General features: G+C 38.1%; 20 protein-coding genes. 9 read left to right on the top strand and 11 right to left on the bottom strand.

Features of this window, described 5'->3' with window-relative positions; translation table 11 throughout:
* Positions 1-11: 11 nt before the first annotated feature.
* The 5 genes from ACOKFD_RS01170 to ACOKFD_RS01150 all read right to left on the bottom strand — a co-directional run bounded on the left by ACOKFD_RS01170 (position 12) and on the right by ACOKFD_RS01150 (position 10,849).
* The gene (locus tag ACOKFD_RS01170; protein ID WP_422859578.1) at positions 12-3,137 is read right to left on the bottom strand and encodes a SusC/RagA family TonB-linked outer membrane protein; all 3,126 of its coding nucleotides are present in this window, start codon (positions 3,135-3,137) and stop codon (positions 12-14) included.
* A 410-nt stretch (positions 3,138-3,547) separates the two neighbouring features.
* Positions 3,548-3,895 (bottom strand): cupin domain-containing protein, encoded by a 348-nt coding sequence (locus ACOKFD_RS01165; protein WP_422859577.1) that lies wholly within the window; start codon positions 3,893-3,895, stop codon positions 3,548-3,550.
* Positions 3,896-3,901: 6 nt separating this feature from the next.
* A complete protein-coding gene (locus ACOKFD_RS01160; RefSeq protein ID WP_422859576.1) occupies positions 3,902-6,151 on the bottom strand; it encodes an alginate lyase family protein in 2,250 nt (749 codons plus the stop codon).
* Positions 6,152-6,274: 123 nt separating this feature from the next.
* On the bottom strand, positions 6,275-8,512 hold the full coding sequence (locus tag ACOKFD_RS01155; protein WP_422859575.1) for a heparinase II/III family protein: 2,238 nt from the start codon (positions 8,510-8,512) through the stop codon (positions 6,275-6,277).
* Positions 8,513-8,524: 12 nt separating this feature from the next.
* Positions 8,525-10,849: a chondroitinase-B domain-containing protein gene (locus tag ACOKFD_RS01150; protein ID WP_422859574.1), complete on the bottom strand. Its 2,325-nt coding sequence runs from the start codon at positions 10,847-10,849 to the stop codon at positions 8,525-8,527.
* Positions 10,850-11,048: 199 nt separating this feature from the next.
* Here ACOKFD_RS01150 and ACOKFD_RS01145 point away from each other — a divergent pair, with 199 nt between their 5' ends.
* Entirely contained in the window at positions 11,049-11,756 is a 708-nt protein-coding gene (locus ACOKFD_RS01145; RefSeq protein WP_422859573.1) for a ribonuclease activity regulator RraA, read from the top strand.
* Between the two features lie 126 nt (positions 11,757-11,882).
* Here the strand turns inward: ACOKFD_RS01145 and ACOKFD_RS01140 are convergent, their stop codons facing one another.
* The 3 genes from ACOKFD_RS01140 to ACOKFD_RS01130 all read right to left on the bottom strand — a co-directional run bounded on the left by ACOKFD_RS01140 (position 11,883) and on the right by ACOKFD_RS01130 (position 17,189).
* Complete coding sequence (locus ACOKFD_RS01140; RefSeq protein WP_422859572.1) at positions 11,883-13,385, bottom strand: PKD domain-containing protein; 1,503 nt, start codon at positions 13,383-13,385, stop codon at positions 11,883-11,885.
* Positions 13,386-13,947: 562 nt separating this feature from the next.
* On the bottom strand, positions 13,948-16,449 hold the full coding sequence (locus ACOKFD_RS01135) for an ABC transporter permease (RefSeq protein WP_422859571.1): 2,502 nt from the start codon (positions 16,447-16,449) through the stop codon (positions 13,948-13,950).
* A gap of 50 nt (positions 16,450-16,499) precedes the next feature.
* Entirely contained in the window at positions 16,500-17,189 is a 690-nt protein-coding gene (locus ACOKFD_RS01130) for an ABC transporter ATP-binding protein (RefSeq protein WP_422859570.1), read from the bottom strand.
* A gap of 70 nt (positions 17,190-17,259) precedes the next feature.
* Here ACOKFD_RS01130 and ACOKFD_RS01125 point away from each other — a divergent pair, with 70 nt between their 5' ends.
* The 4 genes from ACOKFD_RS01125 (at position 17,260) to ACOKFD_RS01110 (ending at position 20,812) form a co-directional block, all read left to right on the top strand.
* Positions 17,260-17,946 carry an arylesterase gene (locus tag ACOKFD_RS01125; protein ID WP_422859569.1) on the top strand — a complete coding sequence of 229 codons (687 nt, stop codon included), beginning with the start codon at positions 17,260-17,262 and terminating at the stop codon, positions 17,944-17,946.
* Between the two features lie 280 nt (positions 17,947-18,226).
* Positions 18,227-19,291, top strand: coding sequence for a magnesium/cobalt transporter CorA (corA, locus tag ACOKFD_RS01120; RefSeq protein WP_422859568.1), 1,065 nt, complete (start codon positions 18,227-18,229; stop codon positions 19,289-19,291).
* A 488-nt stretch (positions 19,292-19,779) separates the two neighbouring features.
* Positions 19,780-20,289, top strand: a complete 510-nt coding sequence (locus ACOKFD_RS01115; protein WP_298998115.1) for a Dps family protein — start codon at positions 19,780-19,782, stop codon at positions 20,287-20,289.
* Positions 20,290-20,338: 49 nt separating this feature from the next.
* Positions 20,339-20,812, top strand: a complete 474-nt coding sequence (locus ACOKFD_RS01110) for a hypothetical protein (RefSeq protein ID WP_422859567.1) — start codon at positions 20,339-20,341, stop codon at positions 20,810-20,812.
* 619 nt (positions 20,813-21,431) lie between these two features.
* On the opposite strand, the gene ACOKFD_RS01105 is transcribed toward ACOKFD_RS01110, so the two are convergent.
* Positions 21,432-22,505, bottom strand: coding sequence for a DUF748 domain-containing protein (locus ACOKFD_RS01105; protein WP_422859566.1), 1,074 nt, complete (start codon positions 22,503-22,505; stop codon positions 21,432-21,434).
* Between the two features lie 8 nt (positions 22,506-22,513).
* Positions 22,514-22,726: a DUF2945 domain-containing protein gene (locus ACOKFD_RS01100; protein WP_298998108.1), complete on the bottom strand. Its 213-nt coding sequence runs from the start codon at positions 22,724-22,726 to the stop codon at positions 22,514-22,516.
* A 204-nt stretch (positions 22,727-22,930) separates the two neighbouring features.
* Here ACOKFD_RS01100 and ACOKFD_RS01095 point away from each other — a divergent pair, with 204 nt between their 5' ends.
* From ACOKFD_RS01095 to ACOKFD_RS01080, 4 genes are all read left to right on the top strand, one after another.
* A complete protein-coding gene (locus tag ACOKFD_RS01095; RefSeq protein WP_298998106.1) occupies positions 22,931-23,074 on the top strand; it encodes a hypothetical protein in 144 nt (47 codons plus the stop codon).
* Between the two features lie 41 nt (positions 23,075-23,115).
* Positions 23,116-23,574 (top strand): YqhA family protein, encoded by a 459-nt coding sequence (locus ACOKFD_RS01090; protein WP_422859565.1) that lies wholly within the window; start codon positions 23,116-23,118, stop codon positions 23,572-23,574.
* The gene (locus tag ACOKFD_RS01085) at positions 23,571-24,113 is read left to right on the top strand and encodes a hypothetical protein (protein ID WP_422859564.1); all 543 of its coding nucleotides are present in this window, start codon (positions 23,571-23,573) and stop codon (positions 24,111-24,113) included. The genes ACOKFD_RS01090 and ACOKFD_RS01085 overlap by 4 nt, the downstream gene beginning before the upstream one ends.
* Positions 24,114-24,231: 118 nt before the next feature.
* Positions 24,232-24,780, top strand: a complete 549-nt coding sequence (locus tag ACOKFD_RS01080) for a YSC84-related protein (protein WP_422859563.1) — start codon at positions 24,232-24,234, stop codon at positions 24,778-24,780.
* A gap of 73 nt (positions 24,781-24,853) precedes the next feature.
* Here ACOKFD_RS01080 and ACOKFD_RS01075 read toward each other — a convergent pair whose 3' ends face one another.
* Positions 24,854-26,050: a Pycsar system effector family protein gene (locus ACOKFD_RS01075; RefSeq protein WP_422859562.1), complete on the bottom strand. Its 1,197-nt coding sequence runs from the start codon at positions 26,048-26,050 to the stop codon at positions 24,854-24,856.
* Between the last annotated feature and the right edge of the window lie 14 nt (positions 26,051-26,064).

Here is a 26,064-nt window from a genome sequence, read left to right as displayed (position 1 = left end):
TTTTTTGTCTATTAAAATTCAACATTTAGTCCTAACGTAATAGTTCTATTGATTGCTGTTCCACCTCTTTGATAACCAAAGGTCAATGGGCCGTTTGGAAGAGAGCGAACATGTTCTGGGTTCCAACCAGTATAATCGGAAGCAGTAATGAAAAGCAAATTCTGTCCGGTTGCATACAATCTTAGGTTCGTCAATTTTAAGTCGGAAGTGAACTTTCTAGGGAAATTATAACCCAAGCTCACAGTTCGAAGAGCTAAATATCCAGCATTCTGTACCAGCTGACTGGTAAATATTCGCTGTACCAAAAATTGTTGATCTGGAGTAATGGAACGATCAAAGTCTACCGTATTACTATTAAAGAAATCAAAAACGTACTGATCTCCCAAATTATAGGTCTTGGCTCCATGACTTCCTTGAAACAAAAAGCTAAAGTCCATATTTCCAAATCTGAAATCATTTGCAAAACTCCAAATCAAGTCTGGATAGGGGTCACCTAAAACCGTTTTATCATCTTCATCAATGAGACCATCTCCGTTCAAATCTTTGGCATATGCGAATTGGGTTCTGTTGCCTACTTGTCTGAAGGGGTCACTTAAAAACTCAAAGGGAATGTCCCTATCGAAAACATAACCATAGAAAGAAGAAATTGGTTGTCCTTCTTGATTGATCCATTCTACCAATCTACTGCCATCACCTGTATTTACAACTTGACCATTAGAATCAGCAAACTCCACTAGTGTGTTTTCATTAAAAGAGCCTATCAACGTGGCTCCCCATCTCACTTTTTCAGTGCTAATGATTCGTGTTCTGAACTCAAGTTCAACTCCTTCGTTTTCAACTTCGCCCAGATTTACCAAGGCATTGGTAAAACCTGTAGTTCCAGCAACTGGGTTATTCAACAGAAGATTATCACTAGTTCTCTTATAGTAATCTATAGATCCGGAAAGTACATTATTGAACAACCCAAAATCAACTCCTGGATTTATCTCAATGGAACGTTCCCATTGTAAATTTGGATTTGGAATATTCGCTGGATCAAAACCGTTTACAATGGTTCCATCTACAACAGCACTTGAAGGTTGCAGAAGGGCCAATGAAGGATAGTTGTCAGTGAGAAAGGAACCAGAGGCAAGGTCGTTTGTTCCGGTTACCCCGTAACTCACTCTAAACTTTAACTGGTTTACAACACTACTATTCTTTAAAAAGTCTTCGTTAGAAACCACCCAACCAAATGAAGCTGCAGGGAAGCCACCGTACTTAACATCTCTACCAAATACTGAACTTCCATCCGTTCTATAACTTGCGTTGAAAAGATATTTTCCATCGTAGGAATAAATGGCCCTACCAAAAAAGGAATTCAAGAAATTTTCGTACTCAAAGGCTGTAGCTTGATTAATAATGGATCCTCCACCAACATTAGGTATAAGATCTGAGGTAAATCCACTAGTCTCGATTATGGATTCCTCAAAAAATCGACGTTCAAAAGAGGCACCTGCAATAGCACTAATTTCATGTTTTCCAACTGTTTTATTGAAGCTAAGAATATTATCAGAAATTAAACCATATCTGCTTCGAGTATCATTTCTGGCGTTAGCGCCTGCAGCACCATTTCTTGATTCATTGATTCCCTCATAATTCGTACGTATCCTGTTTTCGTAGGTAGCGGTAAAAGAAGACCTAAAACTCAAATCCTTAGTGATTTTATAGTCTACATACATTCTCCCAAAGAAGTTGTATCTGTCTTCAAGCCTTTCTCGCTCTAGTAATTTGGCCAAGGGGTTAATATTACTGGTATTACTAACATCTGTTCCATTTCCGACAGGAATACCCTGAAAATTACCATTGGCATCAAAAATACTTGTAGCTCCTTCAGGGAAGGCGAAGTCATCAAACATTCTTTGCAATACGTAGTCGCCAACTTGTGCATCCGCATATCTTCCTCCATCGCGAACGCGATTGACAAAATTAATATTGGTTTCATCCAGACGAGCAGGTACCCATGATGGTTGCCTAATTACATCATACAGACCGGTAGCACTGAATCGTCTTCTATTTGAGAAAGAAGGAGAAAAGCTAGCTCCAATCTTCCATTTATCAGAAAGTTCCGTATCAATTTTTAATTGCGCCTGATACCTTTCAAAACTATCTGTCAAAAGCACACCGTCATCAGATACATAGCTTAAGTTGAAATTGTATTTCGTCTTTTTTGTACCACCTCTGGCACTTAAACTATGACTTTGAATAGTACCCCCATTTAGAATTACGTCTTGCCAATCGTTTTCTGCATTAATCAGTTGTCTCATCTGGCTTCCCAAAGAAAGTCCTCCTGTTATTGCAATTTCTCTTTGTAGCTCACCTTCAAAATCAATATCATAAGCATCACTTCTTCTTCCTTCTTTAAACCCGGTGAACGTATTGTAGGTAAACCGAGGTTTACCTTCTTTACCTTGTTTTGTGGTAATTTGAATTACCCCATTTGCTCCCCTAGAACCAAAAATTGCTGCGGAGGCAGCATCTTTGAGTACCTCAAAAGACTCAACATTGTTCATATCCAAGTTGGTCAGGAAATCAGAATCTACCACAGCTCCATCCAAAACCACCAATGGACCGCTATTGGATGTAATGGAACCCACACCACGAATACGAATAGTGGGTGCTCCGCCTGCTTCTCCCTCAGTATTCTGGATATTTACTCCAGCGGCCTGACCAATCAAGGCCTCATCAACCCGAGATACTGAAATTTGCTCCAAATCATCATTTACCACCTTAGAAATAGCACCGGTAAGTAATGATTTTTTCTGTGTCCCATAACCAATTACCACTACCTCATCCAATTGTTCAGTGTCCTCTTGAAGCACAATGTCAATGGTCTGTTGATTATCGACTATCACTGTCTGTGCCGCATAACCTATGTAGGAAAAACGTAATACTTCGCCCGAAGACACATCGATGGAATAATTACCATCGAAATCAGTTTGGACCCCCCTATCAGTGTTCAAGACGATAACATTAGCCCCTGGTATGGGAACATTGTTTGCATCTGTAACTGTCCCAGTAATGGGAGAGGTCTGCTGTGCAAAAAGCTGGATATTGACTAGCAGTAATCCAACCAATAAAAGTTTAGTTCTTAAGCTCATTTGTTAAATAGTTAATTACAGTTTGAATGAAATTTGACGGTGTTCCACATCAAATTCATTTTGGTTGCAACAAATAGCTAATATGAAAATTGGAAGAATTTGATTATTTTTGAATTCTTCAAATTATATTTCGATATGTATTTGTTGAATTTTACTTCCCTCCGAAAGAAGTAATTTATAAAAGGATAGGCGTGCACCTGTCCTTTTTTTGTTTCTTATAATTAATTCAGTTGTTTTTAAGATTTTGTATCTACAAACCAAACTGGTTAACCAATTTGGTTTACCAAATATATGTTATCTAAAAGCTAAAAAAAAATGAATTTGTCATTTAAATGTTAAAATTTTAAAGATTTTATGGATTTGTTGAGATAAAAATTAGATACTCTAAACAAAATTAACTACAATAGGTTCTACTGCATGAAATCCTCCCGTATTGGACTGAAAACATCTATTAATACACCAGCCTCAGTGCAAACGGCTCCATGCATATTATGTGGAGGTATATAAAAACAATCACCTCCTTTTAAGGTTTGTGTCCTTCCATCAATGGTTACATCAAAGCTCCCACTTTCTACATAGGTTACCTGCGAATGATAGTGTTCGTGCATTTGCCCAATGGCACCAACCTCAAAATGTACTTTTACCAACATGATTTTATCATCATATCCCATAATTTTTCGTTTCAAGCCCGGTCCTACTTCTTCCCAGTCCAATTCTTCTCCTTTAATAAACTCTTTACTCGCTCCAAATGTTTTCATATTGTTTTATGGTTTAAAATCAACAAAATGGTACGGACCTTTCCATTGATACTCTGTTTCATTAATGTTCAGTTTATGTATTTTTTCTACAGAGGAGTCTTGGTTAGAAACAACAAAAAGCCCCAGTTTCCCATTTGTATGTTCTAGAGTTACAGCAGTATATAAATCAGTATCCAATGCAATCTTCAATTCTTTGATCTTACTCTTCGAGTTTGTGGATAACTCAGTAACCGGACTATAACTTCCATGGGATTCTATTGTAGAAACAAAGGTGGTGTTCTGGCTTTCTTTTCTTCGAAGAATTGTACTGGCATCTCTTCTTAAGTTAAACTCGGGATCATTGGCTCCCAATCTTGTGAACAAAAACTCATCTTCTTTTTTGGCATTTGAAGTCCATGTGTAAAACTTGTTGTTGCGCATCCATGTTAATTTACCGTCTTGAAAGTTTGAATTTCCTTTTACCTCCAAATAAAGATGTTGATATCCATTTTTATTCCCTAGAGGCTCTATCTGTTCTGGAACATCATATGGGATATTGGTATGAATCACCTGACCCATGTAATGAATTGGCAAATCGTAATTGTGCTTTTTATCTGAGGCAACTTTGAGGATATCAAGAACAAAGGGGCTATCTAATTCTTCGGATTCTATCATTGCCATAGTGCGAAGCATTGCAATGCCGGGATAAGCATTCTCCTCCTTAGCACTAACCACATGTACTTTGCTATCCGATATATCAAAAAAATATTCCTTTGAATGATGTTTGCTCCCAATCTCATATTTTCCATTGAAATGAGAGGTTTCATCTACCACCAAAGTATTATGGGCAATGGTTTGCTTGGCCCAGGTCTTATTCTCCTTTAAATAATTTCCACCCCCTTTTTGTTCGATATTGACGAATCGGGCCATACCATAGTCTTGAACTACATCTTCACCATCTTGGTACAACATGAACGACAGTTTATCATAATGTCCATGGCTCAATCCCTGTGCAGTGTATTTAAAAACCAGTTCAAGATCCTGCTTCCTTAGAACCGCAATACCTCCTTGTTTTCCTTTTGGACCATCCGTATACCTAACCGAGTTTTTTATAAAAGGTGTTGTCTTATCTTGTGCAATAGCTTTAGCTACTGCCATGCCTGAATCGTCCAAAACCACCCGATTCTGTTTTCGTGCCACACCCAACAGTTCCGCATCCTGAATACCATAATGATAGGCTATGTTGGCCGCCGTTGTAAGTTCTCTGGAAAAATAGGACATGCCTTTTTGAGCATCATTGATTGGGAAAAATTCTCCGTCCTTATCCGTAAGATTCACTAAAGTCTTTACAGATTTCAACAATACACTATCCCTATATTCAAATATCTTTAGTTCCGGCTCTACATTGTTTAAAGCAACGGCAAAAATCAAAAAAGGATACATAGCATAGCGCTGATAATAGGGCCCTTCCGTGTAATATCCATCCGGAGAAAAAGGTTCATCCAAATTGGCTAAAAAACCTGCCTTTCCATCGGTTTTTATGAATCCACCATCATTGTCCTTGGCTGTTGTGTTTAAACCATCATTCTTAATTCCATATAATGCCCTATTAACCAAATCGTCATCTCCCATTACCAAACCTATCATGCCTACGGCTGCATTACCCCAGGTGCTATGGTTGTGAACCCTATTGAAGAATTGTGGGTTTTTCACAGAAATAAAATCAGCGAAAGGCCTAAAAAGGTTTTTCTCTAGGATATCCCGTTCCTTTTTTGAAAGCCAATCATAAATACAATCATACGCTTGACTTGCGTACACCAACCAATTGGAATCATTTAAACATTGCCAAAACAATTTGCCACGAGCGTACGACCTCTCTTTTGGATGGATTGAAAGGTTCTTATACATGGCCTCATATTGCAGAAACATATCGCGAACATAGACAGCATATTTTTCATCTTGAAGAATTTGGAAAAGCACACCTGCTTTTTGAAGCATTAAAAAGTTTCGTTTATGCTGCTCGTGGGTATACCCTCCGGAATAATCCTTTGGTATTGGAACATCTATGCCAAGAATAATTTTGGCATCCACTTCCTCCTTTACCTTTTGAAGGGAGGCATCAAACAAAGGGACTTTGCCCAAATTTTCCCGTATCTTTTGGACACCTGTTTTTGTGAGAATAAGTTTTGGATGTGATTGTGAGTTACCAACCAGTCCAACCAATAGGAATAAAAGCACATAAACACGTGTTGCTATTTTATCCAAAACATAGTTCATATATAAAATTGGTTTACCAGATTGGTTTACCAAAAATAATTATATTTATAAGATTACCAAACATTTAACATAATGTATCTAAAATAAGCTATCAGACTCATGCTTGATTAACATGTTCAACTTCTATTCCTCAAAAAGCAAGTTCCAAGCCTCTCCTGGCATCAGCTTCTTTTTTACTTTTTTTCCTGTTGGATAGGTTATGGTTAAAACAGTTGGCTCCACTCCAAGCGCGTGAATTTGTAGTTCTTTTTCATTATCCAGCATAAAAACGTCTGTTTCAGAAGAAAATCGAATCCTTACATCCTTTTGTATTAACCCGCGAACACCAAAAAAGTAAAAGCTGTTCTTCTTACTGAGACTAGTTGGTTTGTTTCCTTTCATTTCCCAAGTGGTATCATTCACATTCCACCCACGGCACACAACCTCATCTTTTGTTTCGTCTATTCTGTTGTTATATCCACGATATGGATAAATCACGGTTAGGAAACTAAAATTCCTTTGGTTCTTTTTTGATACCACACTCCAATGTTTTCCTCTTGCTCCAGAATTGACAACGGTGTCCACCGGAACGAGCTGGAGAATATCATGACCACTGGCATCCGCCTCCGTAGCTCGAATAAGGTCAGGTCCTTTCTCTAGAGTATAATGCCCTTGCCAAACTTGTTTATACTCATGAGGTGCATCAGCTGAGAAGTTGTCTTTAACAATCCAAAAATCGTCTTTTATAAATACGACTTGTCTTGTATATTCCACACCTAAATTCTCAAAACCATCATGACTACCCACAAATACATCAAATTCATTATTGGTTGACCATGTAATGACTTCCGGTTTTGGTAATGATTTAAACTTACCAAACCCACTTCCACCCTTGTTGGATGTCCATTGCTTCCCCTGAAGTTCATTGTCCACCAAAGCAACATTTTTTACCATGGAGTTTTTAAAGAGTTGAAAATCCGACAAGGAATAACGCACTTGATAGTTGGGTAAAATGGCGCGCCCGTTAGCCATAGCCTGGATACCCAGCATATCACCATGCTGATGGTCCGGTTTCTCATCATCCAGACCTGCACTCACAATCAACATTTTATCATTGGGGTTCCATCCTTCACGCATGATGTAGTAATGCGTATCGGCAAAAGCCAAAGAGCCATAGATGGGTTTCTCTCTTTTAATTGTGTGGAGTGACTCTACTTGGGATTGATTTAAGAACCAGTACATTCTAGCATCCACTTTATTGGATGCGAAGTAACCAAATTCCGGGTCTTCAAAAAGTAAATATCCCAAGGTCATTGCTTCGGAGATATTGTTTTTCTCAGCCCAAGGAGTATCCGTATCGTCTTGAAGCACAGGAGCACTTTTATCGGGATATGCTATCTTAACAAGGGTTGAGAAAAGACCTCTAAGTTTTACGGTCCATTCCTCCCCTACTTCAATTTGATTTCTTTTGGCCAATTGGTATACATAGAAATAATTGCTGATATCACTCATGTGATAATGAACGGAACGTTCAAACTGGAATCCATCTTCGTTGATTTCTTTATCCAAGTGCTCGCCCAAACGTTGCATGGCTCTATCGTACCATAGGTCTGTACCTTCAAAATCACTCAAAAGAATAGAAAGTATTGCCAATGCGGACATCCCTCGAGTCTGATGGTTACCAGACCTAAACCCATCATTCCGCTCATAAAGATGTTGACCATGTTGTAAAAGCGTAGCTATTGTTACGAGTTGATCTTGGTCTGAATATTCAGATTCATTTAGAATCATATTATGAATCCACAACCAATTCAGAATCCGGTAGCCCGACCTAAAAACTTCATATACGCCATTCCCATCCTCAATTTTTTCATATTTACCCAATTCCAGGGCGGTATTCAGTGAGCGAAGTTGATTTTCAAAGTATCGAATGTATTTAGGATTTCTTCCCTCTTTAAAATACAGGAAGATGATGTCCGCCATCTTATGCTGTCTTGCCAAATGACGTAACGCGTAAGCATTTACCTCTTCTCCATTCAGATAATTAAAAGGCAAGACCCATTGGGTAGAATCTGCATATTTGCCCAAATGATCCAAAGCTCCGGTTTTATGAACTTCTGTATTCTGATAAAGTTTGTTGTACTGCGAGAATCGTTGATTGAAGGTTGTATGGTCATAAAAGAAACGTTCCGAAAACATTTTCCTGAAATAATCAGCAAGCTGTTCTTCAGTTATTGATTCTTCTCTGGCTATCTCACTTTTAACATCGTCCTTTAGAAAATGCTTCAAATCCTCAACTCCCAAAACCCTATCTGAAGGTATCCCCTGAGCAAGGGAACAACACGAAAAGACAAAGGGAAGAAGTACCGAGTATACCTTCATTTTAAATTCATCCTAATACAGCAACTTAAGCGGAAGGTTTTCCTGTACCGTTAAGGTTCCAGAGTTTTTTATCTCATTATTGGAGTGGGTATTGTTTTTTGCCCCCCACAAACGTGCAACCAATTTTACTGAGTTATCAATGAACGTGTTTTCGGAAATATTTACATTGATGATACCGTAAGTATTGAGTAAAACTCCGTTTTCCTCTTTGACACCACAACCGGTAAAGGTACTCTGCACCACCATTAAGTTGCCTCCCACCGTCGATTCATCATATCCACCGCGGTAGTAATCAATTACATTTTTATCAATGTTTTCAAATCTGCAATTCTCAACAAAAAGATTCTCCGCATTGTATTCGCCTTTATCCTCTATCTCTTCAGATAGTTCCAGACCGTTTGTACAATTTTTAATCAAGGTGGATTTGAATTTGATGTATTCAGAGAAGGAATATTTATATCCTTTCAGCACATAATCAAAATCTGATATTTCACAACCTGTTATGGTTAAATTATACAAGCTGGACATATTGCTTTCCAAACTTGCAAAAGCATATTCCTTTTTTGACCCTTTCAAATAAACACCGTTAAGTGTAAGTTCTCCTTTGGGGTTCATTTCAAACGCAGGAGTTTTTGCCCTTCCATTAAATTGAATAACAGCCTTTTTAGTATCATCGGCCGATTTTATCGTTATTCTTTTATCGATTTTTAAAGAAGATTTCAATTCATATCGGTCGGCGGTCAAAATAATGATATCGTCACTTTCTGCTTCATGAATTGCAATTTCCAATTCGGCAACTGAGGCAACCGAATGTGTTTTGGGCTCCCTTTGTTCAACAGACTTTACTGGGTACCAATTTGGGCCATATTTAGAAAGGTCGGAAAGATTTGGTTTTTCCTGGGGCATTGCCGAAATAGCTCCAACACTATTGATTTCATTCCGGGGAGTACCAAATAAATCCGCTGTAATTTGGTCAAACTCAAATCCGTTATATACTTCAACATCTGATATCCCTTTTGCTGGTACTAGAATATTTTCTTCCAAAGTTGTAAAAGCAAAATCTCCTTTCCTGAATACCTCATTATATTCAAAATCTCTTTTTTGATTGTTTATCAAATTACTTTTGAAGATAATCCCGTCCAATGTATCATGTGCTATAATTGGCGCTTCATCCGCTGTCTCGTTATAAATGAGATTGTTGGCCACAATAGTTCGAATAGGCCTTTCAGACCGAATTTCGGAAGCTGGAAGAACGTCTTTTTGATTTACGTTAGATCCCACTCCAAATTGCCAGGGTGAAGTACAGTTAATCCATGAATTATGAGCCACTATAACATCTGTAACCTGTATGTATCGGTTAAGAGGCGATTTTGGAATACCGTTCATCACAGCAAGGGGGCTTCTAAAAACCTTCCCTTTCAGATTATAAAAGTAATTGTTGGTAACCCAGTGCCCAGTACCTATCAATCTCACTCCACCAATTTGCTCGGAATTGATATCCCCAATGAAATAATTACCATCCACAATACAATAATTGCCATGTCTGGTGACCAATGATCCTTCACTCTTGTAGAAGATATTATTTCGGAACTCATTAAAATTTGATTTGCTCGAAATTACCTCTACCTCTCCATTACATCTATCAAAAAAATTATTTGAAACAAGAGTATAGCTTGGTGCCATAGAGGTAAAACTGTTCCCCAATTGAATAGTCTCAGCACTAGGCCCGCCTTTTGGAGGTCTTGGACCAAAATAGTTATTGGTGATTTTATGGTAGTTTTTTATGCTTTTATTTCCTTCCAAATCAACACGTATTGTAGGGCCTCTATTCGATTTTCCAGCGATGTAACAATGAGCTATTTTGTTATAGCGCCCCTTCAATTGAACCCATAAGTCAGATTGGTTTCTTTGTGCTTTGTTGTAGTCCAGAATCACACAGTTGGTTATCTTGGAATTATTGGCAACAGTGTCTTTGTTGATTGCAAACGCTACAACTGCTCCTGAAGGAGATGCCCCTTCTGTAAAAAACAGACCACTTACGGTTAAATATTCACCTCCAAGTTTTAAATCTGATTTTCCTTTAATAAACACTTTACCAGGCGTTTCAGCTTTTAAGCTGATGGGGTACCGTTCATTTCCATAACCTACAAATCGAATTTCAACATTGTTCCAATCTCCATTGGCCATGACTATTTCATCTCCAGGTGCTGCTTTTTCAATGGCATCATTCAGTTCAGAAATATCCTGTACATATATTGAGGCATTACCAGAATCTTCAGCACATGAAAGGAATATCAGCAGTAGTACGATTATAAGAAAAGAACTTTTTTTTATCATTTAGCTTTTTGTAAAAATGTAAATGAACTCTGCTTAATTAAAATATTCCTCAATTTAGACTTTGCTAAACATAAAGCAAATTCAGAGTTTGTATTAAAATTGGTTTACCAGATTGGTTTACCAAAAATATATATATTTGAATACTTGACAAATTTTTAACATTAAAATTCCATATCCCAATTTAAAGCATCAAAAAATTATGGCTATCTCAAGTTCCCTTCTGACTGACTACAGGCATATTAGCACGGCATCTATCGCAACTACTCTTTTTAAAAAAGGTTTAAGAAATCAGTTCATTCAAAACGTATACCCATTAAATTCAAAAAAAATGGTCGGTGAGGCTTTTACCTTGCGATACATTCCAGCAAGGGAAGACTTAAATTCCATTGAGGTTTTTAAGAATCCAGATCATCCACAGCGCAAGGCGATTGAACAATGCCCTAAAAATGCAGTTTTGGTTATTGACAGCAGAAAAGATGCACGTGCGGCATCAGCTGGATCTATATTGATTACGCGTCTTATGAAAAATGGCGCAGCGGGAATTGTTACCGATGGTGGGTTTAGGGATTCGCAGGCAATTGCAGCTTTGGATTTTCCATCGTATCACCAAAGGGCGTCGGCTCCAACAAATTTAACGCTGCATCAAGCTATTGATATCAATGTCCCCATTGGTTGTGGTGATGTAGCTGTATTTCCGGGTGATTTAATCGTCGGTGATATAGATGGTGTAATCGTAATTCCAGCCCATTTGATTGAAGTAGTGGCTAAAGAATGTCTAGCCATGGAAAAGTACGAAGAATTTGTTTTGGAAAAAGTACACCAAGGAGAATCCATTAAAGGGCTTTATCCACTTACGGATGATAAAATGAAATCACAATTTGAACGGTGGAAGGAAAAACGCTCTTAGGCACAATATCTCTACCCGACTTTCTTTTCGTATAACAGTTTTAAAACTGGAATCACTACAAGATGAAGCTAAAAAAACCCGCTGACCAGTGGACAACGGGTTATAATGCTTGTTTTAACTTACGGACTAAAATCCAGGAGTTATTATATCAATATTATCTATAAAAACTTCATTGCTACTATCTACAGCCAAGGGCGCCCTCACATAAATTACGACTTCGGTAGTTGTAGGAGTAAAGGTAAAAGTTGAAGTTGTAAATGTATTGGTCATGGCATCACCTTTTGAAGAATTGAAATCTTCGTCCCCTATAGTAAGTGAGGCATCAGAATTTCCTAAAAGATCTGTTTCATCAACAACTTGAGTGTTTAAAATGTATATCTCTGTATTGATACCCGCTACCTCAGACCTTGTATCAATAGTAAGCGTATATTCCACTCCTACTTCTACTGTTACCAATTGATATAATCGACGACAGGATTCATTCAATTTTAACCCTCTTGTTAGCACGCCTCCTTGATAAGTACCATCACTTGTTGATGAGGGTTGCTCACTATTGTCTCCACAGTTCACATCAAGCCATGCATCTAAATCTGAGTTATTCCAAATTGAATTATATGGACTTGGCACTTCTGTGTTGGTATTGTCTACCACGGTGCTGTTGGGGCTCATATCCCATGCATCCGCATTATCACCAGTATTGCTGGTAAATTCATCCATAGTGCCATTTAGTACAACCGCGGCAAATGTTGCGGTAACAGTTCCAGCTTCAACGGTCACATCTTGAGTTGACATAGACGTGGTTTCGCCGGATATTTCATCAAATGTTATGGTCAAAGTAACCGGATATGTACCATCAGCTGAATAAGTATAGGTAGGATTTGCTTCAGTTGAAGTACCGCTTCCATCGCCAAAATCCCATGAATAGGCAGTAATATTTCCATCGTTAGCCAAGGACTCATCCATAAAGTCAACATCTAAGCCATTTGCAGCAAATGTAAAATCTGCAACAGGTGCAACAGGTGCAGCTTCTACTGTAATTTCAGACGTGGCTGTATCCGTATCGTCTGTAGCACTGGTAACCGTCAACGAAACCGTATAGGTTCCAGCATTTGCATATGTATGTACAGGATTGGCATCTGTTACGGTAGCACTACCATCTCCAAAATCCCAAGAATAAGACTCTGCGTTGGTAGATTCGTCTGTAAAAGCAACTTCAAGAAAATCTTCTTCGGTTGTGAACGCAGCCGTGGGATTAATCATTTCTCGTGATATTGTAATTTCCTGTGCTATGGTATCTTCCTGGCCACTGTCTCCGGTAACTGTTAGTGAAATATTATAGGTCCCCCCTACTTCATAAGTATAGGTTGGTGCAAATTCATTTGAGGTATCATCATCCGTTCCCTCAACACCAAAATCCCAAAAATAGGTTCTTCCATTGGTTGAGGTGTTTGTGGTGCTTACTTCTAAAAACATAGAAGATGTATCAAAACTCACCGAAAGTGGTGCAGGTTCTTCCCTATTTTGGTCTGCTCTAAGACCTTCTTCCTCATTTTCGCATGATACTAAAACAAAGCCCCATAGAGCAATGCAAAAAGACAATCGTGCGAATACTACTAGTTTGTTTTTCATGATGGTAATTCCCTTTAAAGTTTCTTTTCATTTGGTTTACTAAATTGGTTTACTAAATTGGTTAACCAATTTTAATTTAGTAAATATATTTTTTTTTTGATAAAAAACTGTTAATACCTCAAAAAATATCTCTTTATTTTATGTCTATCAGAATATTCTTCCGGCAAACAATTGTTAGAACCGATACAAAAGGCTTTTAGCTATTCCTATAGAAAAGTGTTCTGTTGTAATCCGTAAGAAAGTAGTATGTATAAAGTTGCACGCAACATAATGTGTTCCCATAGGCGCGCCGCCGGAAAAAACTATTGAAATCAAGAGGAGACTAGTCTATAAAACACCAAAAATCCTAAGGATAAAGCCATTAATCCCGGCATTTATAGCTTTAAAACCTATCCTTGGTGGGCTTAAAAAGTAATTTAAGGCCAGACCTATATTCCATAAAGCTTTAGCATGGTGAATGTAGCATCCAATTCATTTCCAACTAAAAACCACAACAATATTGTCGTGGTTTTAAAATATTAAAGGACCTGTTTGCTAGGCCGATTTAGGTGACTTTCCACCATTATCCCGCTTCTTTACGCAACACCTCCAATGGAGGACTTTGAAGTACGCTTTTGCTGTTCAACATACCAATAAGTAGTACTAGCATCAATATACCTGGTAAAACCACCAAAAAAGGAATCAAAGATGGTACAAAACTGACTTCAAAAACAAATTTGGCCAATAAGAGACTACCCAATAGAGACAGAAAAATACCAATACCTCCACCTAAAAGACCTAAATAGAAATATTCCAGCGCAGTAATCCGAAGAATTTGTTTGCTTTTGGCCCCAAGAGTACGCAACAGTACATTTTCCTTTATTCTTTGATATTTGCTAGTCCGGACGGATCCAATAAGGACAATAATCCCGGTCAAAATACTGAAGAAGGCCATAAAGTTGATGACCCAGGCAATCTTGCTTAAAATATCCTCAATTACGGTTAGTATTTGTCTTAAATCTATAATGGAAACCGTCGGAAATTTTTGTACAAGTTCGCGTTGCAATGAAGCCGATTTATTGGCATCCGGTGCTTTTGTGGTCAAAACATGAAACTGTGGCGCTTCTTCTAGAACTCCAGAAGGAAAAACAATGGAAAAATTAATCTGCATTCTAGCCCAATTCACTTCACGAAGGTGAGCCACTTGGGTTTCCATCAATACTCCTTGAACGTTGAAGACCAAGGTATCACCCACTTTAACCTGAGCATCTTCAGCAACATTATCAGATATGGAGATGGGTATAATTCCATCTTCCTTTCGTTCCATTGGCCAAGTACCATCTACGGTTCGTTCTGATGCAACCAACGAATCTCGATAAGTAACCCGAAATTCATGGAACAACACCCATCTATTTTGTGTTGCTGTTGAATCTAAAATAAGCTCACGTACTGCACGGTCTTTGATTTGATGCATTCGCATGGTGATGATGGGAATATTATTCAGCACTTCAAGCCCCGATGCTTCTATACTATTGGCTGCTGCAAGTTTTTCTTCAGTTTGCACGTCCATCAAAATAAGGTTTGGAGTATTCTCAGAGGCTTCCAAAGAAACCTGAGCCAAAAGAATATCCTTGGTAAAATATAGCGTGCTTATCAAAAAAGTGCCCACGCCTATCGCCAAAATCAGTACTGTGGTCTGATTGTTGGGACGATATAGATTCAACAAACTCTGCCTTGATGTAAATCCCCAGGAAGTGGGAAAATATTTTTTAATTCCACGCATAAAAAGTGTGGAGACTCCCCCCAGAAGCGCAAAAACCACTAAGACACCCAAAACAAAATAAAGGGCATACCTCATGCTTCCCAACAACCAGAAGGAAAAGGAAAAAATGAATACTAGAATACCCATTACCACCCAGAGTTGTGCTTTTCGAGATTTCCGATGTCCGTTATCCTCAACTCGCAACACCTGAAGAGGCGAAACAAACCAGGTATTCAACAAGGGCATTAGTGCAAATAAGATAGATAGCAGTACACCCAATAACAACCCAGAAAAAAGAGCGTTCGGGACAAGGGATACCTGGACTTCAAAAGGTAAAAAGCCTTTTAGTAATAGCGGAAAAGATTGTTGAAGAAGCAATCCACCTAAGACTCCAAGTATACCACCGAGAAGTCCCATACCTGCAATTTGAAACAGATATATCAAAAACGTTTGTCTTCGAGTAGCTCCAATGCACTTTAACACGGCCACCGAACGTAATTTTTCCTGAATATAGATGTGTACCGAGCTGGCGACACCTACACAACCTAATAGTAGTGCGATAAATGCAATCAAGTTGAGAAACTTTCCAAAATTTTCATAGCTTCTACCTAGTCGTTCTGCAGTACTGATATGGGTATCCAAATCTGCATTTTCAACATCAAGTTGAGGGTCAACTTTTTCATCCAATGCCGTCAAATCCTGTTCAGGTTCGGCAACAAAATAAAAATCATATCCCACGCGACTCCCTACCTGTATCAACCCTGTTTCCTCCACAGCATTGTAGGGAATCAGTACTGGAGGGGCCACTGAAGCTCCTATTCCTGAAGTTCCTGGAGCCGAAATCAAGTTACCTAATATTGGAAACACTGAGTTTCCCAATTTAATGGAATCCCCTATTTTTACTCCGTATTGCAGCATAAGGGTGGCATCTACAAGTGCACCTCCCAATTTTTTATAGCTTTCAGCTGCATTTTTGGGATTGGTTTCCAGTTCTCCATAAAACGGATAATCCCCTTCAATACCACGAACTCCCACCAATTTGGCATCTCCACTCTTTGGAAAAACGGCCATTGAAGGAAATCCTACGGAACGCCCATCTGCTCCTCCCAAAGAATCAATGATTGCCAAAACCTTTTCATTTGGGGGTTGGTTACTGTCGATAACGAAATCTGCACCCATTAGCATCTTCGATTGAACGGCGATGTTCTCTTCTAAGTTCTTACTAAAAGACTGAATGGATACAACAGCAGCAATACCCAAAATAATGGAAGCCATGAAAAGTAGTAAACGACTTCCGCTGGCTTTGCTATCTCGCCACGCCATTTTCAGAAGCCATTTCCACCCGGCTCCAGCTTGTTTTTGTGGGGAATTTTTCACGACTCAATCAAAACTTCGTTCGACACTACTTTCCCTCCGCGTAGCCTCAAAAGACGATTACATTTTTGAGCCAATTCCAAATCGTGAGAGACAATGACCAAGGTAGTGCCCGCCTCTTGATTAAGCTCGAATAATAGTTGTATTACCCGGTCACCCGTATCCTGATCCAGATTTCCCGTAGGTTCATCTGCAAATAAAATAGAGGGCTTATTTGAAAAAGCCCGAGCTAATGCCACACGTTGCTGTTCTCCACCGGAAAGTTGTGAAGGATAATGATGCAAGCGGTCTTGCAACCCTACCTTACCCAACAGTTCTTTACCAATTTTAGATGGTTTTTTTACCCCTTGAAGTTCCAAGGGCACAATCACATTTTCAAGAGCTGTAAGCGTTGGTAGTAACTGAAAATTCTGGAAAATAAAACCCACTTTTTCATTGCGTAGTTGGGCACGTTCGTCTTCATTAAGGCTTCCCAAATCTGACCCGCATAACTCTACACGACCCACATCTGCATAATCCAATCCGGCACAAAGTCCCAACAAAGTAGTTTTTCCACTACCTGAAGGCCCTATTATCGCAAAAGTCTCCCTTGATTCGATGCTAAAATTAATATCGTCCAACACCGTTAACTGCTTCGAGCCACTCGTATAGGTTTTCCCTAGATGCTCGATGTTTAATATCTTTGACATAGCACTATTGCTTCTTTTTTTCTCAAACGAGAAAAATAGGTAAATGATTTTAGTTTAAGGCCCTTATTTCATGCGTTACCTCTTAAAATTTCGTTATTTTTTTGTGTTTATCTTCTTGATTTCATGTCGAGACACTCCCAGTAAAAGCTTAGATGCTACGGACGGTAGCAATAGTTTAGAAAACAATGTCGAGGATGTTATCTCGGAAAAAGTGATTCTTTTTTTCGGAGATAGCCTTACAGCAGGATACGGTTTGGAACTGGAAGAGGCTTTTCCGGCGCTTATTCAAAACCGTTTAGACTCTTTAAACTTGGAATATACAGTCATTAATTCAGGACTCAGTGGAGAGACCACTTCTGGAGGGAGGAATCGCCTTAACTGGGTATTGAATCAAAAAGTAGATGTATTTGTACTCGAACTGGGCGCGAACGATGGGCTTCGTGGTATCCCTTTAAAGGAAACCCGTAAGAATTTACAAGCTATGATTGACGTGGTCAAAGAGAAAAATGCTGATACTCAAATAATTCTTGCAGGTATGCAAATTCCGCCTAATATGGGGCCAGAATATACTACTGAGTTTCGGAAAATTTTCCCTGAATTAGCGGAAGAAAATCAAATTGCCTTGATTCCCTTTTTGTTGGAAGGAGTTGCAGGCATTCCAGAATTGAATTTAGAAGATGGCATTCACCCTACACCAGAAGGACATCAAATAGTGCGGGACAATGTATGGTCAGTTTTGAAAACTGTAATTGAGTAGATTATAGCAGAATCTTAATGATTTTTTCATTTCTTACCTGAGAATCAATATCAAAAAATAAAAGCCTTGGTATTTCTGAGGGTTTTGGACAGTAATTGCAGAAAGATTCGAACCTTTGACCATCTGCTTAAAGTATTCCTCAAATAAGAAATCCGTACTTAACTTGCGGTTTGGCTCATTTTTAAGTTTTTGCTTTTCTTCCAATAGAAAATGGCAATTACGATTTTAACAATTAGTAGGAATTAATACATAGTTTTATTATGCTAAATTTTATTTGAAAATGGCTAGATTTCTAAAAAAAAGAATTGAAAAACTTGGCACTGCACCAGGGTCTTTAAATTTTGTAGGCACCCAAAAAGTAGACGCTGTCCAACTGGAAATGGTATCATACAATTCAAAAGAAATATTTGAAAAAGCCAGCGTTGAACTCAAAAACATTTCTCGAAAAAATCCTGACAGTTTGGTTAGTTGGCTCAATATAGTGGGTATACATGATGTCACGGTGATTGCCCATGTTGGTGCCAAGTTTGACCTTCATTCCCTACTACAGGAAGACATACTTAATACCGCTCAAAGACCCAAATTCGAAGAGTTCGACAATCATCTTTTCTTGGTGGTAAAGATGCTTCATTTTGATTCTAAAGAAGAACTAATTACTGCTGAGCAATTAAGCCTTGTTATTGGAAAAAACTTATTAATTTCTTTTCAAGAAGTTTCACAAGATGTATTTGACCCAATCCGTGAACGTCTTCTACGACCTACCACTAAGATAAGAAATCGTTCTAGTGACTATTTGGCATTTGCCATGTTAGATACCATTGTAGACCAATATATGGTGATTATCGAAAATATTGGGGAAAGGATTGAGGTTCTTGAAGACAGACTCCTGAAAAATCCTGCAAAAGAGCATTTGGAGAAGATATATTTCTACAAAACTGAAATTAATTTTTTAAGGAAGACCATACGACCAGTCCGGGAGTTGGTTTCCAAGTTCAAAAGAACCGATTCTGAACTTATAGATAGGGACACAGTACCCTATCTTAAAGATTTGGAGGACAACATTACTCATGCCAGCGAAGCCATAGAGATATATAAGGAAATGCTCAATGACCAATTGGACATCTACAATTCAGCTCTCAATAATAAATTGAACGACATCATCCGGGTTTTAACGGTTTTCTCGGTAGTTTTTATTCCACTCACTTTTCTTGCAGGAATATATGGTACCAACTTCAAATATCTCCCGGAACTTGATTACATATATGCCTATCCTATCTTTTGGCTGATTCTTGTTTTTATTGCAGTGGGTATGATTTTGTTCTTCAAGAAAAGAAAATGGCTTTAACCTATTAACCAAATCTAAAATATGACCATTAAACTTATCCTGCTCTACTCAATGATTGCAACGGCATTGTTAATGGTATATGTATGGGCGCACCAAAAAAACAAGAGAAAGAGAAGCAAAAACGCATTGACAGTGGTAAAAACACTTGTCCTGTTCGCGTTGGTGATATTGTTGATTATTACTATAATGGTCTTGAGATAATCGACCTAATTTTCATCTATCTGAATTATAAAAACTTTGGTGTCCTCTATTACCACTCATATGTTAAACAATGTTAAATACTTGATTTTTTGATATTTACATGTATATTGAAGATATGATATATCTCAAAACATACTTCAATTCATTTGTTTTCTAAGTCGGGCAATCGACTTTACTTACCCATGTGACATCCTCGTCACCCTCAAATATTAAAACAATTTTAAATTTTGGATGCTTCTATTCTGAAAGCAACCCAAAACAATCTTTAATTTTTAAAACAGAAAACAATGGAAATAGCAAAAACAGAAAATACAACAGAAAATAACAAGCAATACAAAAAACTAGGTTTTACCTATTTGGAGACCGCAGAAATCGTAGTACATCTGAACACCTTGTTGGCCAATTACCAAGTATTCTATAATAAATTGAGAAATTACCACTGGAACATCGAAGGCCCTGAATTCTTTGAGCTCCACGAGCAATTCGAGATAGAGTACGATACAGTGAAAAAGAATATCGATATCGTTGCCGAACGTATCCGTGTATTCGGAATTAAGCCAAACTTCACCTTGAAAAAGACCTTGGAAATGTCAGAAATCCAGGAATCCGAGAAAAAGTTGACTGCGCTGGAGACCGTAAGGGACGTACTCAAGGACTTTGAAATACTGCACGAAAATATGATTTCGGCAATAGGTGCTGCCTTGGATACTGGGGATATTGCCACAGAACAAATGCTGACGGACTTTTTGAGAAATTTAGAGAAAAGGAACTGGATGTTCACTTCTTTCTTGAAATAGTCAGCAACCCCATTTTCAGACACATTTATTAACTATTAAAATCATACAAATGAAAAATATATTCACAATACTGGGCCTAACATTGCTGACAAGTTTTGCAATGTCGGGACAGACCCAACATAAATCCGGAAAACTTAAAACCACAATAAACAAGACCTTTTCCATCGAGAAGGATGGTACGGAAACACAGTACAACTTGAAAATCATGGAACACCGGGATTATCCCATGAAATGGGAAAAAGAGGACAGCGGCATGGTAGACCAAGATCGCGAATACGCAACTGCAAAGGTGACCAAACTGATCGCGGTCGACAATGACAACGATAACGAATATGAGCAATATTTTGTCCTTAAGTACCGAAAGGCCATAACCGATGAGTTTACGGTGGTAGCGACCGAAGATGGTTTTGCGATTAAAGTGGAGGATAATTCCCTACAGTTATTTGAAAGGGAGGGCATCTATTTTATTGACAACACTGACCAAGAATACTTTACCATAGAGGAATTTAGAGAAATTGGATAATTTCCAAGTTTCGTTTTTTGATTGATGAGAGAGCCGAACGTTTGTTCGGCTTTTTTTTATGCAGGCAAACTAATTGATACGGATGAAACGTATTGGGATTTAATGTGACAAACATATCTGTAGTTGAAGTTATGCCCAATAAAAATGTAGTCCACCAGCATCGATTGTTCAAAGATTGATGTATATGGCCGAAATAGCAATTATCAAAAAAACCAACAAGATAAAGTAATTATAATCTTTAGCCTTTTTTCTTCGTTTCATATCTCAGAGTTTATATTGCAAATAAGGAAAAATAGAGGTTTCAGATTATTTCTATTCGTGAAATCATTGTTCGTTTAAAATAGAAATCAGTATCATTCGAGCTTATATTCGTATTGATTGAATCAACCAATCCAAAGACCAAAAAATGAGTTTTCTACTAGAAATGGAAAGACCCGCAATTAAAAACGAAGAACAATACGAAGTGTTAAAAGATAAAGCATACAGCAAAGAAAAGCTGCGCGAATAGCCAATTCAAAAAGTGCTGTAAAAAAGGGAGGAAAGGTGTCACCCTATATAGATTGGACCATAGATGAACTTTATGAACGAGCAAAAAAGATTTGATTGAAGCTCTTCGTGGTTAATCCTCTTTTTTTACATCCTTAAATTCTACTTCGTCATCCACTTTTTCACTATAGGCTTTAATCCATCCATTTTTTAGAATATTCAGCACGGCTGGAAATGTTTTTGACTTCACATCATTCAAGTCTCCTTCTATGGGTACCTTGGTTGCAAGGGTATTTTCCGATTTATTTTTAAGAATGAATTTGAAGAAGCCAACAAACCCCTCCCACAAAGTTTCAAGAAAACCATCTTCCTTGCCCAGCAATTTCGCATTTTTTAAAATGGGTTTCATATATCCTTGGAGATAACCATCTGCAATGACAATTTCACCAAAGAGATTGAACATTCCTTGCTCAAAATCCAACTTTGCGTAATGTTGGGCAAAAGCGTTTAAAGCAGAAGCGTCACTATCTTCCAATGCGAAAGTCAAGTCTAGGTCAGGTATCTCACGTACCAAGTCCATCTTGCCCTCCAAGTTGAAGGAACCACCTCCAACGCTAACTCCATTAGCTGACAGGGCGGAGGGCAAATTTTCGTCTTCACGCACCACATTGCGGAGATTGGTGGCTGTAACATCCAAATTATCGATGTGTAAGTCTATATTAGGTTCCGTGGTTACTTGAACGAAAGCAATTTTTGCCTGTTTTGCCTCGAACTTATTGATTTGTATGGGCACTAAATCGGTCAAAGCTTTGCTCCAATCATCAGTTTCCGTTGTTGTTTCAACGGCTTTTTGGTTTTCAAAAAGGTAAATGTACTCGGGGCGATCGAGTATTATTTCACTGACAATCTCTCCATCAAACAAAGCACTCCATTCTACCGAGATATCTGCTACCGGAATTTTTAACATCGGAACATCCATCGCAGCCGATTCTTCAATCAAATATAGTCCTTCAATGGTGTAGGCGCCTCGGTAAAGTGCAATATCAATATCTTCAATGGCTCCTGTATAGCCAGGTATGCCCGATAAAACCTCATTAACATAGGCCTTTACGAAATATGGGAGTGCCAACCGTAGCAGTAATAATACTAGGATAATAATCCCGGGTACTAGCCAACGTTTCTTTATTAACTGGTTCAAGGATGCCATACGATTTACTATCCTTTTCGGCTTACTTCGTTTTCTTTTTTTATTACTTGGGTACCATCTTCCTGTTGTATCAATAGAACTTTGTTACCTTCTTCTCCAATCCTTGTAATCTCATTGCCTTTAATTTTTTTGGTTACTTTTCGGGTGTAGGTATCTATAACTTTTCCCTCTGCTTCTCCATTGCCCCACTTCCAAGATACCCGGGTTCCTTTTCGTATCATGCGCATTGCTTTATTAATTTCTTTATCTAATTGCGAAAATCCATTATCGGAGTGATTTTGCCGTGTCTTTTTGCACTACTTTTTAGCTTATTCCATATTTTAAGACCTGTCAAAATCAATACGACACCCATTAGTATCATATCCGCTAAAGTTTTGTTCTTAATTCCCTGAATTTTGTCGTAGAAATTATAAAAACTATTATAAATGGGTATTATTAAAGACAATAAAAAATTTAAAAGAAGAACAGAACAGAAAAATCCAACAAATCCTACAGGCAATATTTCGCAACCCACAAATCGATTTGATATTGATGAACGCACTATTAAAAAGCAACAAAATAAAAGGTAGCCCCAAATAGGAAAAAGACAAAGAACTTTCGACAAAAATGTATGGAAAAGTTTTTAGGTTATTTATTGAAAGTTTTGGCCTTCTTGGCGGTCGTTGCCATTATAGCCTTGGCCCTTGGGGTTGAGGCTTACGCTTTTTTGGAAATTAAGAGAACGCTTTCAAAAATAATTGTGGGCTATAGCGAAGAAAATACCATTGTGAAAGATTGCTTGAAGTCACTTGACTTGGTTTTACTTGGCGTAATACTCTTGTCAGTAGCCACTGGCCTGTTTGAGCTATACATCAAGAGAATACCCAACTTACCGAACTGGCTCGTTATCAATGACTTGGATGGATTAAAATCGTTAATGATTAAGATGGTCATATTTATTATGGTCATATCTTTTGCGGGGAGAGTGATAACTTATGATACTGGGGTTGATATTGCCTATATTGGTGGGGGTATGGCCTTGGTGACTGCCGCGCTCACCTATTTTCTATACAAAAAAGAAGCATCATGAACCGTACCTCGCTATTTTTAGTAATGTTAGCTATGATGCTACAAGCCTGCTGGCTAAAGAGCGAAAAGGAGTTTACCTATGGAAAACAGGATAGGCTATTACTGAAAGGCAGTGGTGTAAATTCCATTCCAAGCAATATGGCTCTGCCCAATGAAAATACCATAGTGGACCTTATTAAAATGCATTCCAGAATGGATTCTGTCTCGAAATGCAATGAAAGACTAGAAAAAGTTCTTGATTCATCCCAAAAATATACGGTTTTTGTTGGGACCAACACCTTTTTTGCTGATAATGGAGAAGTAGCCAACAATCCTTGTCAATTCGTTTTTGTAATAAATGGAAATTATGATAGGGCCGGACTTATTTCAAAATTGACAAACGATACCGCAGAGGAGATCAATTTATTGGATGGAGCTCCTTTTTCTTTGACCTTGGTTGATACCGAAGTTTTTCTGTTTACCGATAAAAAACCAGATACCCTTCAGTTAAAGTTGTACGATCAGTATACTCGGGACGGCGTACTACATGGCTTCGAGTGAAGGAAAGTAAAACTTTTGCCTACTTTTTCAATCGCATCAATATCCTTACAATATGCGACAACATATCCTAAAGCTAACTCCTAGTTTTACACCATAGTAATTAAATAAAAATATACATATGAAAATTTTAAAAACGATGACCCTATGCCTCACAATAATCTCAGGAACCATTGCAATGGCGCAGGATAACAAAACCGACGATTTAATGTCCGATTCCAAAATCGCAAAGGCGGCTCTTTTAGAAAAAGATACCGGCCTTCAGGATTTTTTCAATAATTCAGCAGGCTATGTGATTTTTCCAAATGTTGGAAAAGGAGGATTTATTGTTGGTGGTGCATCTGGAAACGGAATTCTTTATGAAAACGGGATTGCACAAGGTGTTGCTGATCTCAAAAAAGTAAGCGTTGGATTTCAAGCAGGTGGACAAGCGGTAATCGAAATTATTTTCTTTGAAAGCAAAAGTGACTTGAATGAATTCAAGGATGGAGATTTTGAATTTGCCGCAGGGGTTTCAGCAGTTGCCTTAAAATCAGGTATTGCTGCCAATGCAAAATTTAAAGATGGTATAGCCGTGTTTACCTTACCAAAGGCTGGATTAATGGCAGATGCATCGGTAGGCGGACAAAAATTCAGCTATGAATCGTTTACAGAAAAAGGTAGCAAATAATATAAAAATGCTTTTGAAAAAGGGAAAGGACCAATTTTCATTGGTCCTTTTTTTGTTTTGAAATTTTGCTTTTTTAAAGTAGTCTATCTGTACCTCCAACTTTAAAGGCGACGAAGAATGCAATTACCGATACAATAATGCCAATCATAAATACAATATAGTTCCAGCGTAAAATCCGATATTTTCGTTCCAATACGTTACCTAGAAAATATAAGTCCTTGATAAGGTTACTGTAAATGTAATCTTGGTCTTTCAACATTTCAAAGATTGCCCATTCGTAATCTTTGAGGGACATGCGGTGAAAATTCCCAAAGAATATAAGATTGACCGCTTTCTTCTTTACGTCCTTTTTATCAAATTCACCTTTAGTGACATTGGGTTGGGTAGCCACAATGGACAATATCATCGAAATCACACTGAACACCACAAAAATCAAGGTAGGATAAATCAAATAGGTGTTGGACGGATTATCGAGTTTGGGTATAAGGTTTGATAGTGCCAAAGAGATAATAATAGCATTTACCGATAACAAAATATTGGCCTTCGTGTCCGCAATGTCACTCAATTTAATATGATTCCGCAGCGCAACACGAAATAGTGTTTGCACCCCTCTATCAGGATTCGTGGCCTTTAACTTTTGTTTCAATTTCTCCTTGCGCTTCTTCTTTACCCACTTCTTTTTGGCCTTGATTAGGTTTTTTAAATTTTTTCTTTTTCTTTTTTCCCAGTTTTCTCTGGCGTAATCTGTATAAAACTTGTGTTCAAAGCGTAAATAGTGTTCCATCTGTTCACGCCAATCCTCAAGGGTATTGTTTTTTTGAAGTTTGGAATTGGTTTCTTCCCTAAAAAGTTCGGAGAGTACGGAAAATTGTTTGGTGCCAACATAAGCCGTGATGGCATCGTTCATAATGTATTCCTCTATATTCCAAGCTGATGTATTGGTATCCCCAAACTGTATCAATCGCAAAACTGTTTCTTGCTTCGTCGGAGGTATTTTCTGCTCTTTCAAAAAAGAAGAAGCAAACCTCAAGCTATCAGGTTGAGGATGCTTATAATCTGCGGTTAAACCTGTATGTAAAAACCATAGGGCCAAACATATTTCTTCAGCACTTTCCAATTTGGTTTCTTGAGCCTCCAGTATTTCCCTGGCCGATTTGACCATACTGGTCGTTTTTTGGTAATTATGGAAAACCAAGGTATTATCGCCACTTTTTTCAAAATGTGACCGCACCCAGCCCTCCGCTTTGTTTTGTAAATCTGTTGTTTCCATATCTATGTTTTTAG

This window comes from Flagellimonas ulvae (assembly GCF_049333175.1).
In the GTDB taxonomy this organism is placed as follows: domain Bacteria; phylum Bacteroidota; class Bacteroidia; order Flavobacteriales; family Flavobacteriaceae; genus Flagellimonas.
This window is presented reverse-complemented; position numbering and strand designations above follow the sequence as displayed.